Annotated in this window: 21 protein-coding genes; 20 read left to right on the top strand and 1 reads right to left on the bottom strand. The window is 45.3% G+C overall.

Features of this window, described 5'->3' with window-relative positions; genetic code table 11:
- Positions 1–95 precede the first annotated feature (95 nt).
- On the bottom strand, positions 96–758 hold the full coding sequence (locus FC20_RS07915; protein ID WP_008463407.1) for a S24 family peptidase: 663 nt from the start codon (positions 756–758) through the stop codon (positions 96–98).
- Positions 759–933: 175 nt separating this feature from the next.
- Here FC20_RS07915 and FC20_RS07910 point away from each other — a divergent pair, with 175 nt between their 5' ends.
- The 20 genes from FC20_RS07910 to FC20_RS07820 all read left to right on the top strand — a co-directional run bounded on the left by FC20_RS07910 (position 934) and on the right by FC20_RS07820 (position 12,043).
- On the top strand, positions 934–1,125 hold the full coding sequence (locus FC20_RS07910) for a helix-turn-helix transcriptional regulator (RefSeq protein WP_008463408.1): 192 nt from the start codon (positions 934–936) through the stop codon (positions 1,123–1,125).
- 36 nt (positions 1,126–1,161) lie between these two features.
- Positions 1,162–1,485 carry a DUF771 domain-containing protein gene (locus tag FC20_RS07905; protein ID WP_008463410.1) on the top strand — a complete coding sequence of 108 codons (324 nt, stop codon included), beginning with the start codon at positions 1,162–1,164 and terminating at the stop codon, positions 1,483–1,485.
- A gap of 200 nt (positions 1,486–1,685) precedes the next feature.
- Entirely contained in the window at positions 1,686–1,958 is a 273-nt protein-coding gene (locus FC20_RS07900; RefSeq protein ID WP_008463414.1) for a hypothetical protein, read from the top strand.
- Positions 1,945–2,664 (top strand): AAA family ATPase, encoded by a 720-nt coding sequence (locus FC20_RS07895; RefSeq protein ID WP_008463416.1) that lies wholly within the window; start codon positions 1,945–1,947, stop codon positions 2,662–2,664. The genes FC20_RS07900 and FC20_RS07895 overlap by 14 nt, the downstream gene beginning before the upstream one ends.
- Complete coding sequence (locus FC20_RS07890; RefSeq protein ID WP_236697650.1) at positions 2,591–3,739, top strand: DEAD/DEAH box helicase; 1,149 nt, start codon at positions 2,591–2,593, stop codon at positions 3,737–3,739. Before FC20_RS07895 ends, FC20_RS07890 begins: the two co-directional genes overlap by 74 nt.
- Before the next feature lie 172 nt (positions 3,740–3,911).
- Positions 3,912–4,454 carry a DUF669 domain-containing protein gene (locus FC20_RS07885; RefSeq protein ID WP_008463424.1) on the top strand — a complete coding sequence of 181 codons (543 nt, stop codon included), beginning with the start codon at positions 3,912–3,914 and terminating at the stop codon, positions 4,452–4,454.
- A 25-nt stretch (positions 4,455–4,479) separates the two neighbouring features.
- Entirely contained in the window at positions 4,480–6,822 is a 2,343-nt protein-coding gene (locus FC20_RS07880) for a phage/plasmid primase, P4 family (RefSeq protein WP_008463426.1), read from the top strand.
- A gap of 287 nt (positions 6,823–7,109) precedes the next feature.
- Entirely contained in the window at positions 7,110–7,454 is a 345-nt protein-coding gene (locus tag FC20_RS07875; protein WP_008463428.1) for a VRR-NUC domain-containing protein, read from the top strand.
- A gap of 65 nt (positions 7,455–7,519) precedes the next feature.
- Entirely contained in the window at positions 7,520–7,873 is a 354-nt protein-coding gene (locus FC20_RS07870) for a hypothetical protein (protein WP_008463429.1), read from the top strand.
- Positions 7,870–8,049, top strand: a complete 180-nt coding sequence (locus FC20_RS07865) for a hypothetical protein (RefSeq protein ID WP_008463431.1) — start codon at positions 7,870–7,872, stop codon at positions 8,047–8,049. The genes FC20_RS07870 and FC20_RS07865 overlap by 4 nt, the downstream gene beginning before the upstream one ends.
- 253 nt (positions 8,050–8,302) lie before the next feature.
- Complete coding sequence (locus FC20_RS10395; RefSeq protein WP_008463435.1) at positions 8,303–8,464, top strand: hypothetical protein; 162 nt, start codon at positions 8,303–8,305, stop codon at positions 8,462–8,464.
- Positions 8,454–8,981, top strand: coding sequence for a hypothetical protein (locus FC20_RS07860; RefSeq protein WP_039944429.1), 528 nt, complete (start codon positions 8,454–8,456; stop codon positions 8,979–8,981). Before FC20_RS10395 ends, FC20_RS07860 begins: the two co-directional genes overlap by 11 nt.
- Complete coding sequence (locus FC20_RS07855; RefSeq protein ID WP_008463439.1) at positions 8,974–9,228, top strand: hypothetical protein; 255 nt, start codon at positions 8,974–8,976, stop codon at positions 9,226–9,228. The genes FC20_RS07860 and FC20_RS07855 overlap by 8 nt, the downstream gene beginning before the upstream one ends.
- 2 nt (positions 9,229–9,230) lie before the next feature.
- Positions 9,231–9,470, top strand: a complete 240-nt coding sequence (locus FC20_RS07850; RefSeq protein ID WP_008463441.1) for a hypothetical protein — start codon at positions 9,231–9,233, stop codon at positions 9,468–9,470.
- The gene (locus FC20_RS07845; protein ID WP_008463443.1) at positions 9,467–9,952 is read left to right on the top strand and encodes a hypothetical protein; all 486 of its coding nucleotides are present in this window, start codon (positions 9,467–9,469) and stop codon (positions 9,950–9,952) included. Before FC20_RS07850 ends, FC20_RS07845 begins: the two co-directional genes overlap by 4 nt.
- On the top strand, positions 9,942–10,190 hold the full coding sequence (locus FC20_RS07840; protein ID WP_054668228.1) for a hypothetical protein: 249 nt from the start codon (positions 9,942–9,944) through the stop codon (positions 10,188–10,190). Before FC20_RS07845 ends, FC20_RS07840 begins: the two co-directional genes overlap by 11 nt.
- Entirely contained in the window at positions 10,187–10,372 is a 186-nt protein-coding gene (locus tag FC20_RS07835; protein WP_008463449.1) for a hypothetical protein, read from the top strand. The genes FC20_RS07840 and FC20_RS07835 overlap by 4 nt, the downstream gene beginning before the upstream one ends.
- A 152-nt stretch (positions 10,373–10,524) precedes the next feature.
- A complete protein-coding gene (locus tag FC20_RS07830) occupies positions 10,525–10,779 on the top strand; it encodes a hypothetical protein (protein WP_039944434.1) in 255 nt (84 codons plus the stop codon).
- 345 nt (positions 10,780–11,124) lie between these two features.
- A complete protein-coding gene (locus tag FC20_RS07825) occupies positions 11,125–11,322 on the top strand; it encodes a hypothetical protein (protein ID WP_008463457.1) in 198 nt (65 codons plus the stop codon).
- A gap of 220 nt (positions 11,323–11,542) precedes the next feature.
- Positions 11,543–12,043: an ArpU family phage packaging/lysis transcriptional regulator gene (locus tag FC20_RS07820; RefSeq protein ID WP_008463461.1), complete on the top strand. Its 501-nt coding sequence runs from the start codon at positions 11,543–11,545 to the stop codon at positions 12,041–12,043.
- Positions 12,044–12,487: the final 444 nt, after the last annotated feature.

Here is a 12,487-nt window from a genome sequence, read left to right as displayed (position 1 = left end):
TTTTCTTCCGGTTTAGTTGGAGTAGTTTTCTTTCCTTCCATTTTTCTTTTTTCTCTTTCTATATCCATTCAGGCCCGCAAGCGCGGGCTTTTTTCTTATCTACTGCCATATCTGATCATCTGGATCTTCTTGCCTAGAATTCGGCCGGGGTGGTCCTTGTCCAGGACAATAGGCGAATAAGCGGGGTTAGTTGGCATAAGCCAGATTGTATCGCCTACATGTCTGACTTGCTTTAAGGTAGCTTTCGTATCGCCATCAACTAAAACTGCTGCCACTTCACCATCTTCAACATTTGGAGTAGGTTCGATTACGACCCGGTCGCCGTCTTGCAGGCCAGGCTCCATGCTGTCGCCTTCACAGATTAGGGCAAAAGCACCATCTGGCAAGTGGCCTGGCAGCTCCAAGTAGTCGACAACGTTCTGCTCTGCATCGATTGGATCACCACATGCAATGGTGCCAATCACAGGGATGCGGTGTAGTTCAATACGATTAATCGGAATAGCGTTAGATGGGGTTGGATCCAGCCGTGGATCAATTTCTTCTGGTTTTACATGGAAGAAAGCAGCCAACTTGATAACATTCTTTTGAGTTGGCAAAAATTTACCATTAAAGTAATCATAAATCGTACTGTTGTTAATTCCGGTGCCGTTGACGACATCAATCTTTTTGCATCCCTTGGCTTCTAAAAGGCGGTTAAGAGTTGCTGAAATTTCTTTTTTAAGTTGCTTTTCTTGTGGGGTTAATTCTGCTCTAGCCATTAGTACACCAGCTTTCTGTATGTATTCGATACCCTAATTTTAGCATTTTTTCTGGTTTAATCTGCTTTTTTTAGAAAAAACTCGAAAAAATACTTGACTCTCGAATTAAACCGGGCTAATATATAGGCATAAGCTTGAAACAGCAATAAAGAAACAAGAGAAAGGAGGAAAGCCAATGCCTCAAATCAGCATCAAGGCAGCAAGAGTAAACGCTGGACTGACGCAAAAGCAAGCGGCTGAAAAGCTTGGCATCTCTGACCAAACTTTAAGCCACTATGAAAAGAACTCTGGGTTGGTCAAGCAGGCTACACTCGAAAAAATGTACTCGATTTACAAGATCGACAAAAAACAAATTTTTTTGAAATAAAGTTCCGGATTAATCAGAGAAAAAGGAGAACCAAAAATGAACATCTTAAACGAATCAGCTCTCCGGGACATGATGTTTCAAATCGTCAAAGAATCTAAGCCTCGGCTGGAGGAGGACCTGACAGCGAAAACCATCGGGATCAACGAATTCCGGCGGGACTACTGCCAGGGGAAATCTGCCGAGTGGGTGCGGACGAAGATCTTCGACCGCTATCCGGAAGTTGTCTTTGACCCGGTGAAGCACACGGGGTGGGTACTTAACCCACATGGGCAAGGTAAGAAAACAGTTATCTGGCAGAAACAAGCTGCCAAGTGGCTGGAAAGCCACATGTACGACATTGATTGGGGTGAAAAGCTATGATCATCAGTTTACACTTGCATGACTTATTGGGCATCATCGGGTTCAGCTTTATTGCTGGGCAACTATTAATCTACTGGGTTTACCGCGACAAGATTTAAAGGAGGTGAGCATCACGAAAACTCAGACAATAAAAAAGCTGGTCAAAGCATCAAACGCTTTTACCAGCAACAAAAATCAGTATCTAAAAGGAGTATACCACAATGGCAAGAAATAAGGAATGGGCTGACAGCCTGAATGCTGAAGCCCAGAAGCAAGCCAACAACCTGGTTAAGCAAGCACTCGCTCAGCCCACTGTAGGCAAGGCCCGGAAGCTCATGAAAGACAATGAGCCGGATTGGGACAGCTCAATCACAGGGACAATCGACGGGGCTATCCAGGCGCTAGAGTTAGCAATCTGGAACCAGGCCCGGCAGGATCTTAACCGGGAACTGGACAAGGTGAAATTAGGAGGAACTGACGATGCCAGCGTTTAAATGGGAAGAACAGAAAACCCCGCGCTATCGCTATCTGATCTACGGCGTGCCAGGGGTTGGCAAAACCACACTGTCTGCCAGCTTGCCTGGCAAAACTTACATGTTAAGTCTGGACGGGTCATTCACCCGGATTAAGGCTTACCAAGGAAGCCAGGACATCTGGCTGATTGATCCAGGAACGCCGATTGAGGACTTAAACCGGTTCGTTGTCTGGTTCAACCACAATGCAAAGAATTACGACAATCTGGTTATTGATAACTTGAGCAATCTCCAAAAGCTCTGGTTTGTGGAGAAAGCCAAGGAGTCAAAGAACGGGCTGGATAACCAGCTGGCCCACTACAATGAATATTCTAATTGGGCAATTCGGCTATTCTCCAAACTGTTCAGCTATGACGTTAATGTCTTAGTTACCGCATGGGAAGCCAGACGGCCAATTACAGACGCCAACGGCCAGCAGTTCGAGCAATACGGCCCAGATGTAAGAGAGCAGGTTAGGGACTATGTCATGGGCAACTGCGATGTAGTTGGCCGGCTGATTAGTAAGGAAGACGGAACCAGAGGAGTGATTCTTGCTGGCGACGTTGGGACTTACGCCAAGAACCGACTAGATAATAGGAAGGGATGCGTGGCAAGTGAACTATTCACTTTACGATTACCAGCAAAGACTGGTGGACCAAGCCAGACAGAGCCTGGCAACGGGCAATAGATCTGTCTTGATTGTTAGCCCGGCAGGGTCTGGCAAGTCGGTAGTTATTGCGGAAATTGCCAGACTAGCGGCTGAGAAAGGTGGTTATATTCTCTTTACGGTCCACCGCAAAGAATTAGTCAACCAGATTAAAGAGACGTTTCAGCAGGCCGGAATTCCTGACCAGCAGACAACGATCATGACGGTTGGCAAGATTAAGAACCGATTGGGCCAGCTGCCAAAACCTAGTCTGATTATCACTGACGAGACTCACCATTCCCTAGCCAAGACCTACCAGAAGATCTATCAATTCTGGGATAAGGTGCCAAGATTGGGGTTTACTGCCACACCGTGGAGACTGTCCGGGGAAGGCTTAGGCCGAACCTATGACGACATGGTAGTAGGGCCGCAGGTTCAATGGTTGATCGATCACCACCGCCTCGCGCCAGTTAAAGTCTTCGGAGCAGAGCTGGGTGACCAGTCAGTGCTGCGAAAGTCTTCAACGGGTGACTTTACCGGCTCAAGCTTAGCAGAGTTTGAGAAGACTATCGACGGCGGTATCGTGGAAAGCTGGCAAAAATTCGCTGGAAACCGGAAGACAATTGTCTACTGTTCAACGGTCGCCTTCTCTAAGAAAGTCGCAGAGATGTTCAACCAGGCCGGAGTTCCAGCAGCCGAAGCAGACGCCAAGACACCAGCCAAACAGAGAGAGCAGGTTATGTCGGATTTCAAATCTGGCAAAATTCAGGTTCTGACAAATTGTGACTTGATTTCGGAAGGATTCAACGTTCCAGACTGCTCATGTGTAGTTCTATTAAGACCAACCAAGTCGCTAGTTCTCTACATCCAGCAATCGATGCGGTGTATGAGATACCAGCCAGGCAAACAGGCTGTCATTATCGACCAGGTCCGGAATTTTGAGCGCTTTGGTCTGCCAACCGACAACAGACACTGGACATTAAAAGACCGGAAGAAAGGCAAGAATACAGACAACGGGCCAGCAGTTAAGACGTGCCCGAAGTGTCTTCTCGTAATGTTATCCAGGTTAAGAAAACAGAACGTGAAGGGCCGACCGAAAATAAGACTCAGAAATTAACAGAAATTAAGCCCTTCAAGGTCTCTTATCTGCTGGGGAAGAACCCGGCAGAACTGACCACGATGGATGAACTCAAAGAATACGCAAAAGGAAAAGGATACAAGCCCGGTTGGGTTTACTACCAAGCCAAACAAAGAGGCTGGATCCATTAATTAAATAAAGGAGAAACAAAATGTCATTTTTAAACGTTAACTACAAGGAAGCAGAATCAGTTAAGCAAAACAACGAACCATTGCCAGCAGGCACTTACGAAATGATTATGAAGTCAGCCACTCACGGTGCATCTAAGGGTGGTCACGAAAACATCACCTTTGACTTTGTTGTTCGCAAGGACTTAGACGCAGTTCCAGAACTGGCTACTACCAATGCTAAGGCACATGGTCGTCACCTTTTCCAAGCAATCTGGACCAATAAGGACACTGACCAATTTGACAATGCTCAACTGTCCAGAATTGCAGAGCTGATCAAGATTCCAGACGGCACTCAGATTGACAGTGCAGATGATTTCGTTAAGCTCTGCGAAAATAAGCCAATCCGGATGAAGGTTGAAGTCAGCGACAACGAATACAAGGGCAAGATTACCAAGCGTAACAATTCATGGGTTAACACTTGGGAAGATACTCATTACCCAATGCAACAATCAGCAGCGCCTGGCCAAAGCCAAGCATTCACTGCAAACAACACGACGATTAACGAAAGTGATTTGCCATTCTAAGATTTAGAAGAGGGGCGGTTGGAAAATGGAGAAGTTTTCAGCCTATGTTAAGACCATTCCAGAGGAATTAAAGGCACTCAAGCAATGGGGACTGTTTGAGCTTCGCTATGACGAAAAGCGGGGCAAGAACACCAAAATTCCAATCAACCCCTGTGACGGTACGGCCGGAAAGTCTAACGACCCTTCAACCTGGTCAGACTTTCAAACAGCACTCTATGCTTTGGGCAAACAAGAAAGGGCGAGCGGGCTCGCCTTTTACTTTGCCAATGGCTACGTTGGGCTTGATATTGACCACATTCAAGACGACCTGGACATCTACTGGAGTGGGGATCCAAGTAGCTTGATCAAGCAGGTCCAGGAAATGACTGATAAAACCTACATGGAAATCAGCCAATCTGGAGAAGGCATTCACGCAATCTTTAAAGGCAAGATTCCTGGCAAGCGCCGGAGAAAAGGCCAATTTGAAATGTACGAGTCCGGCCGGTTCTTTGCCCTAACAGGCAACACAATCACGCCTAGCCAGATTAAGAGCCTAGACAAGCCAGCCATGACCAAGCTTTACGAGTTCATGTTTGGCAAGGATAATGTCCAGCCACTCCACCCGGTCATGCAACAAAAAACTCCTGCAATTGATCTGTCTATCCAAGAAATCCTAAACCGGGCTTACGGATCAGCTCAAGGGCCAAGAATCAAACTGTTCATGCAGGGTGGCTGGGAAGAGTTCTACAATTCTCACAGTGAAGCGGACATGGCTTTCGCTAACGTGTTAGCCTTCTGGACTGGCCGTGACTATGACAAGATGGATCAGATCTTTCGAATGTCCAGTCTGATCCGTGAGAAGTGGGACGAAGTACACGGGGCCACGACTTACGGCAAGGCAACGCTAAACAAGGCGATTAATGAATGTCCTAAGATTTACAATCCAAAAGCCCAGGCTAGTGATGGCTACAAGGTCTATTTCAACTTTAACAAACCAAAAGATGGCAAGAAAAAACCAGAAGATCTGCCGCCTAGATCATGGGACGACATGGGTATGGCTCAGCGGGTGCTAGACACTTACGGTGATCATATCAAATACCTGAGCACTGATAAGGACTGGTATATCTACAATGGCCAGTATTGGCAAGCTGACAACACTGGGATGATTGAGCAGATCTGCGACAACACAATCAATGCTCTAGACACTGAGCCGATCAACATTCCAGCAGACGCAACGCCAGACGAAGAAGACAAGGCCCGGAAAAATTGGAATAAGTTTAAGAAACACGAACGGTCAAATAAGGCCAAGAATGACCTGATAAAAGAATTACGCCACCATGTGCCAGTTACTCATGCTGATTTCGATAAAGAAGACATGGTGCTGAACACTCCCAGCGGTTGGGTTGACCTGACTAATGGGGAGCTGCACGACCATGACATTGGTAAGATGTTTACTCAGATCACTGGCAGTGAATACAGCGAAAACATAGATTGCCCACACTGGATCGAGTTTCTGATTGAGACCTTTGAAGGCGATATGGAACTGATCCACTTTATCCAGAAGGCAATTGGCTACAGTCTGACCGGGTCCAACAAAGAGCAGGTCATGTTCATCTTGAACGGTAACGGGAGAAATGGTAAGTCTGTTTTTCTCGACACGATCCAGCCAATCTTTGGACTTTATGCGAAAACAATGAACGTCAGCTCTTTAATGGTCAAATATGGCCAGTCAGCCAACTCAGATATAGCCCGGCTGGAAGGTGCCCGGTTTGTGGTTTCCAGTGAAGCCAATGAAGGCGCCAGACTAGATGAAGGTTTGGTTAAGCAGCTGACAGGCGGAGACAGAGTCGTTGCCCGGAAATTGTACGGCCAGGAATTCGAATTCGAACCGAAATTCAAGATCTGGATGGCGACTAACCACAAACCGCTGATCAGAGGCACTGACGATGGTATCTGGCGGAGACTGGTGCTCATTCCATTCAATCACCAGGTACCGCTTGAAAAGGTTGATAAATCACTCAAGGACAAGCTTTTAGCAGAGAGCATGGGAATTCTCAAATGGGCTGTTGACGGCTGCTTAATGTGGCAATCTGAAGGCCTGGCCCTGCCAAAGTCCATTGCTAATGCTGGCAATGACTACCGAAATGAAATGGACGTGCTCAGCGAATTCATCTCTGACTGCTGCGAAGTCGGGACTGGTGAAGTGTCAGCGACTGTGCTTTACGAAAAGTACGCCAGCTGGGCTACTGACTCGACCGAGTACAAGATGAGCAAGCGGAAGTTTGGAATTGAGATGGGGAAGAAATTTGAGAAAGTTCATAACCGCGCTGGGGCTTTTTACCAAGGCATCACTATTAAAACTGATCCTCGTTTAGCTTGGAATAAGTAAGTGTGACGCTTAATGTGATGCTTGTGATGCTTATGTGACGCTTTAAAAAACGTTCAAGCCCTAGAGCGAGTAAGAATGTGACGCTTGTGACTCTTATTTTTCTTAAAAGAGAAAAGAAAAAATAAAAATAAAAAGTATATAAAAGTTAAGAAAAACGGAATTATCCGTCACAAAACAGGTATGAAAACAAGCCTCAAACCCTTGAAAGAGTAGGGGCGATGGATAGTGTGACGCTTAATTTTTATGGGTCACGCTTCCGTCACACCACACAAATTTAGGAGCCAAAAATGGCAGAAGAACATAAAATTCAAAATCAAATCAGACTAATGTTATCAAGACATGGTTATATCAACTTCAGGGCCAATGTGGGCAAAATTCGCTTACCAGATGGCCGCTGGTTCGATACTGGCCTTCCGAGAGGTTTTCCTGACCTTTTCGGATTTAAGCCAGTGAACGGCAAGATCTATTTCCTGGAAGTGAAGTCCAAGACTGGACGGGCTAGGAAAGATCAGATTGCCTTTCACCAGGCGCTGACCAATTACCACGTTATTCACGGCCTGGTTAGGTCCCCAGAAGAAGCACTCACCGTTGTGGAAGGAGAACTGGTAGGTTATGGATTTAAAGAAAGTTAAACCAATCTGGCAACGCTTAGGCTTTGCCAGCAAACAGGACATGATTGAACACGGGAGAATTTACGATGAAAAAGGATTTGTATCAAGAACTCGATGAAGAACTTTCTCACTATCACAATTTAGAATTTCATGACTTCGAACGATTATTTGAAAAGTTCGGAATCGACTTTCACGGAACACTTGCGATTAAAGGGCCAAAACCTGGAGTCATTATTTGGGATGGCTGGAATTATCAAGCGTATCAAATCTTGTGTGACTATATGAATAGTAGAGGGCTTGCCTATTACCCAATGGATAATTTTGAATTCTTGCTAAGTGAAGTAGATTTTGATTTACCGCTTGCAAAGCCGGGAAGATCGTATAAAAGAATCCATTGGCTTCCAACGGTGCTGATCAAATATGAAAGAGGCTCAAAATGAACAGCTACGACGTAATTGAAACCATCAAGTGTGATGAATGTGGCCAGACAATCGGGACTGGTGAAGAATACATTTCAACCGTTGCAGACGAAGTGTTCTGTAGTGAAGAATGTTTCAACTGCTATTACTGGAGACTTGAAGGTGCTGAACACTACACGCTGGGCAGGGATGATTAGTGATGAAGAAAACAAAATACTACTACGTCAGAATGCCCAATCTGTACATTACCATGATGAAAGAAGAACGGACAGTCAGCATTGGGCGGATGTTCAATTGACTTAGATGAAAACCTTGTACTGTCAATTGACCAGGTATTTTCACTGATTACTAAAGATTTAAATCCAAATCCGTTCGGGCCAATGAAAACCATTAGACGTATGATTGGCAGAAAACACCCAAGCAGTGCTGGACATTGAAAGGAGAGCAACGATGAGTAAGCATGATGAACAGTTTGATGAGGCACTGAGAAGGCTTAGCGAATATGCAAACAGCTTTGATGATTATGTGTCTATCTGGATGTTGGAAGAGCTGCATGAAATCCACACTAGCTTGGACTTCATCTATGATGTGGAGGTTGGCCGTGAAAATTAAATTGCCATCACGAAAGAATAGGACTGCACCGAAATTTAGCCCTATGACAACGGAAAGATTTATCAAAGAGCTGCCATATCCTTGGTCAGCTGAAGTGGACAACAGAGGGATGCTCCATCTCAGCCACCACAACAGAGAAATAGCTTCTTATGTTCAAGGCAGTGACGACTGGCTCTTCTCTGATAAGACCGGGCGTTCCATTGAAGGCATTGACATCCAGCTAATGCAAAGAATGCTGGCGTTGGCTGAATATGAGCATGCTGGAAAGAAATATGTTCTTGTCAACGGTAAGCCAGAGATCGGCACTAGAGGAAAGTACTGGCATATCTTTATCTTAGGAGCCAACGGCTTGGAAACAACACTTGCGTTTGAGGATGAATTGCAAGAATATGCTTACTCGAAAGAAGAATTAGAGGAGCGGACTGTGAATCGTTATCCAATCGAGTTATGGCATGCGATTGGCTCACTAGCAGTCCCGCTTGATGAACTGTTAGCGGAGGAAAACGACTATGACTAGTAAAGATTTTGTAGATGAATTTAACGAACAATATCCAAATGTCTTCCATGCAATTGCGGACAATCATGGAAACATAAAAATTTTGAACCGTAGGGACACTATTCTGTTTGATTACAACGGCGCTACCTGGGAGTTTAGAGGTGACGGCCGTTCGGTCTTACCACTCTCTGCAAAGTTGCTAGAGCTGATGGCTGAATATGCTAAAGGCGATGTTGACGAACACATTGGCTTGGACTGGGAGGATTAACAATGACGATTGAAGAATGGCGTGATGTGGCTGATAAGCTCCACTTTTTTGATTTCACGCTGGCAGCAGTAGAGCTTGATAAATACTATGGAGAGGGCAACGAGTTCTCAAAAAGACTACTTGAAGTATCTGATCAAGTAGTCAAGATCAAGCTGGACCTGATGGCTCAATTGATTAAAGAGCACCCAGACGAAGAAGCATTTAAAACGATGTTTCCTGATGATGAGGAGGATGAACTATGACAACTGAGGAATTTATTGAAGCTGTAAATGCTATTGATAACAGAGATGGAATCAAGGCTTATGCAAGCGAAGACGAGCGTGACAATATTTTTTTGCGGACAAACGCTGATATTGCAGTAGCAGTACTGGGAAAGTATGACATTAATTGGGATATTCGGACAATGTCTGAAATAACCTTTCCAACCAAAATCTTAAAGCTCATGGTAGAGCTGGCAGAAAGCAGAGAAGATGATAACAAGTACGTGATCTTGAATGGCAAGCCGTTCTTTGATGATGGCAGCATTTGGAACAGAGTTTTCTTGATTATCGACAATAGCCTTTCACCAAGCACTGTAGGCTTTGATGACCTGAATAACTTTGGCTACACTGCGGGAGAGCTGGAGCAATTGAAAGCCACTCTGCCTAAGAAGCTACAGGACGCAGTTGACCTGTTGACTGTAACGGTTGGTGAAGCAAAGAAGGCACTAAAGAATGACTATTAACGAATTTATTTATGCGTTCGATGAAGATTCATCATATGCCGAATATGATGAACAAGGAAATGTTTACATCTACGATAGCACTTACGATTTGATGATGGCACGGCTGGAAAGCGAAAGCTCCGTGTGGCAAGTGGAAGATGACACCTTTACTATGTCACCATCTTTGCTGAGATTAATGGCAAAGCTGGCAGCCACACCACCAGACATGCGCGGAGATTGGAGGGAGACGCTACGATGAAATCACAGAAACCGAAGAAATCGATCATTCTCTACAACATGAGAAGCAGAAAGACAATTGTCAGCGAGACAGAAGCAGACGCTGCTCAAGCAATCGGATGTACTGTTAACCAAATCAAATATATGAGAAACGGCAGCGCAACTCATCTGTTCAACCACTGGACAATCTTGGAGGACGAGTAAATGATACAAGCTTTCGCCATTGCCCTTTCCTGGGGATGCTGGATTCTGGCCACACTGTGGGTTCTTTTCCAGCCCAACCGGGTATCATGGGCGGCGTTTATTGCACTAATGCTGACGAGCTTTGCCAGCTGCTATCTAATGTGAGGCACAATATGACGACTAAAGAATTCCTGGCAATCGCCAGAAAAGAAGATTACACAATCAAAGCTCTGCTGGATCCAGAAACCGGCGATACTTACATCGTTAAGTTAACCGACTTCGAAATGAACCCGCCAACCACCCTGGCTTGGGTATGCGGGCAGGAATCAGACCACTTTATCAGTTACGAGGGCCTGGACAAGAAAGAGAGTTACCTGGCGCTCAACGCCCTGGCAGATACTCTGCCAAGTGAAAGAGAGGACAAGTAATGATTTTACAACTGTTCAAAGCACTATTCGCAATTGGCGCTATCGTTGTCTTAGCGCTGTCTGCAATTCTTTTTATTATTTTTCTATGGGATGAATGCCATGACGATGTGGACTAATGACGGGCAGACCATCTGGGGAGTCTGGGAAAGAGTTGGAGCTTACGGCGTATGCAAGTTTCCTGACCGCTGGAGACTGGGAAGAGTCGGCACCCGGCCAATGTTATATCTAACGCCTCAAAGCGCTAGGAGGGCCGCTATGAGGCTTATGAAGAAGATTGGACGAGCTAACGTTAAAGTCGTCCACTATGACACAGAAGACGTTGCAGCAGTCTGGAGGAGGTGAACTATGGAATTTAACAACGAAAAACGATACGGATACTACCAGAAGTATTCTCCGCAGATTGGCTATACCTTGCTTAAGCCTGGCACTCTGTCAATTTATATCAGCCCAGAGGCCGCTAAGGAACTGGACTTTACGGAAATTAGAAAAATTGAAATCATGCTGAAGGACGTAATGAAACATGCGCAATCGGATAGTCTTTAACATTTATAACTCAGCAACCAGGCTGGTTATCACTCCAAGCCGGCAGTGCCCGCTGAAGACACTGAGAAAACTGATGGATCACGAAAAAATGTTGCTTTGGTACAAGCGAAAGCCCGATGAATTGATCTTATACGAGCTGACTGGGCAAGAATGGCGAGTTCCCTGGCTGTACATCGACCTATTTACAGTGAATTAATTAATCAGGGAAGGAGGGCGAAAAATGAGCTTGTTTGCACCTATCGACCGAGTAGCGACAGCTGCCAACGCCAGGGAATTGCTAATTAAGGACTTACCGCACATCATGGCTAGAGCTGGGAGACCACTGACTGATTTAACTGGTATTGACTATTCAACTTCGACTGGTGGGAGTAGTGGATCGCCCAAAAATGCGACGGAAATCAGTCTAGTTAACCACTTAAACGATCGAGAACTCTATGAGCGGTTATTTGACTGCATCCAGCATGCAGTTGGAGTGATGGTTGATAGCGAGTTTTACCACTTTCATAAAACAATCATTGTTGAGTGCTACATCGAGCGCAAGCCAGACAAGATCGTAGCCCCGCGCCTTGGCTGGGAAGTAGACAGTTTGGCTCCGCACAAGGTTGATGCTTTGTGCGAATTCGCTGAGAACTACGATTTTTCCAAGGGTTTATATGGGCTTAAAGGCTTGCCCAAACTAACAGCTTTCTGCCAGGAAACGCCTAACCAACTGCAAGCTTGAATGCGCTACTATGGTAGTGTCGAAAGTTTAGGTTTTCGATGGTGGCGACAAAATGAAAAACTTTTCTCTCTTCACATTGATGTTCCTCCAATTCTGGAAAAAACACTTACAACTATAACGACACATTGATAGCCGTAAACTACATGACGTTTTTCTATATTTTTTCAGACCATAAAAAACTCCAAAAAATCAAGTAATTATTTACCGGCGTTAGCAAATGAATAGTTTTACTGCTATCTATCATCTTAGAGATTACGGATCAGGCCGTCAGCACGTTCGAGTCGTGTAAATCTCATAGTCTGGGCGTTCCAGGCGAATGTTTAAGTATTTGCAGCATTAGATCCAAGTACATTACTCACATTATTTTTGTAGGTTGAGGCAAGCGCCCGTGCATTCACCTTTCCCTAGCGGCCCTGGTGCGATTCCAGGGCTCAACCTTATGAG

Source organism: Lactobacillus equicursoris DSM 19284 = JCM 14600 = CIP 110162 (genome assembly GCF_001434815.1).
In the GTDB taxonomy this organism is placed as follows: Bacteria; Bacillota; Bacilli; order Lactobacillales; family Lactobacillaceae; genus Lactobacillus; species Lactobacillus equicursoris.
Note: the sequence above shows the minus strand (reverse complement) of the source record. Positions and strands in the feature narration are given on the sequence as shown.

What these genes read in the sequence shown, in the direction of transcription:
- FC20_RS07915 (WP_008463407.1), bottom strand. Translation starts at nt 758, where the DNA reads ATGGCTAGAGCAGAATTAACCCCACAAGAAAAGCAACTTAAAAAAGAA.
- FC20_RS07910 (WP_008463408.1), top strand. Translation starts at nt 934, where the DNA reads ATGCCTCAAATCAGCATCAAGGCAGCAAGAGTAAACGCTGGACTGACG.
- FC20_RS07905 (WP_008463410.1), top strand. Translation starts at nt 1,162, where the DNA reads ATGAACATCTTAAACGAATCAGCTCTCCGGGACATGATGTTTCAAATC.
- FC20_RS07900 (WP_008463414.1), top strand. Translation starts at nt 1,686, where the DNA reads ATGGCAAGAAATAAGGAATGGGCTGACAGCCTGAATGCTGAAGCCCAG.
- FC20_RS07895 (WP_008463416.1), top strand. Translation starts at nt 1,945, where the DNA reads ATGCCAGCGTTTAAATGGGAAGAACAGAAAACCCCGCGCTATCGCTAT.
- FC20_RS07885 (WP_008463424.1), top strand. Translation starts at nt 3,912, where the DNA reads ATGTCATTTTTAAACGTTAACTACAAGGAAGCAGAATCAGTTAAGCAA.
- FC20_RS07880 (WP_008463426.1), top strand. Translation starts at nt 4,480, where the DNA reads ATGGAGAAGTTTTCAGCCTATGTTAAGACCATTCCAGAGGAATTAAAG.
- FC20_RS07875 (WP_008463428.1), top strand. Translation starts at nt 7,110, where the DNA reads ATGGCAGAAGAACATAAAATTCAAAATCAAATCAGACTAATGTTATCA.
- FC20_RS07870 (WP_008463429.1), top strand. Translation starts at nt 7,520, where the DNA reads ATGAAAAAGGATTTGTATCAAGAACTCGATGAAGAACTTTCTCACTAT.
- FC20_RS07865 (WP_008463431.1), top strand. Translation starts at nt 7,870, where the DNA reads ATGAACAGCTACGACGTAATTGAAACCATCAAGTGTGATGAATGTGGC.
- FC20_RS10395 (WP_008463435.1), top strand. Translation starts at nt 8,303, where the DNA reads ATGAGTAAGCATGATGAACAGTTTGATGAGGCACTGAGAAGGCTTAGC.
- FC20_RS07855 (WP_008463439.1), top strand. Translation starts at nt 8,974, where the DNA reads ATGACTAGTAAAGATTTTGTAGATGAATTTAACGAACAATATCCAAAT.
- FC20_RS07850 (WP_008463441.1), top strand. Translation starts at nt 9,231, where the DNA reads ATGACGATTGAAGAATGGCGTGATGTGGCTGATAAGCTCCACTTTTTT.
- FC20_RS07845 (WP_008463443.1), top strand. Translation starts at nt 9,467, where the DNA reads ATGACAACTGAGGAATTTATTGAAGCTGTAAATGCTATTGATAACAGA.
- FC20_RS07840 (WP_054668228.1), top strand. Translation starts at nt 9,942, where the DNA reads ATGACTATTAACGAATTTATTTATGCGTTCGATGAAGATTCATCATAT.
- FC20_RS07835 (WP_008463449.1), top strand. Translation starts at nt 10,187, where the DNA reads ATGAAATCACAGAAACCGAAGAAATCGATCATTCTCTACAACATGAGA.
- FC20_RS07830 (WP_039944434.1), top strand. Translation starts at nt 10,525, where the DNA reads ATGACGACTAAAGAATTCCTGGCAATCGCCAGAAAAGAAGATTACACA.
- FC20_RS07825 (WP_008463457.1), top strand. Translation starts at nt 11,125, where the DNA reads ATGGAATTTAACAACGAAAAACGATACGGATACTACCAGAAGTATTCT.
- FC20_RS07820 (WP_008463461.1), top strand. Translation starts at nt 11,543, where the DNA reads ATGAGCTTGTTTGCACCTATCGACCGAGTAGCGACAGCTGCCAACGCC.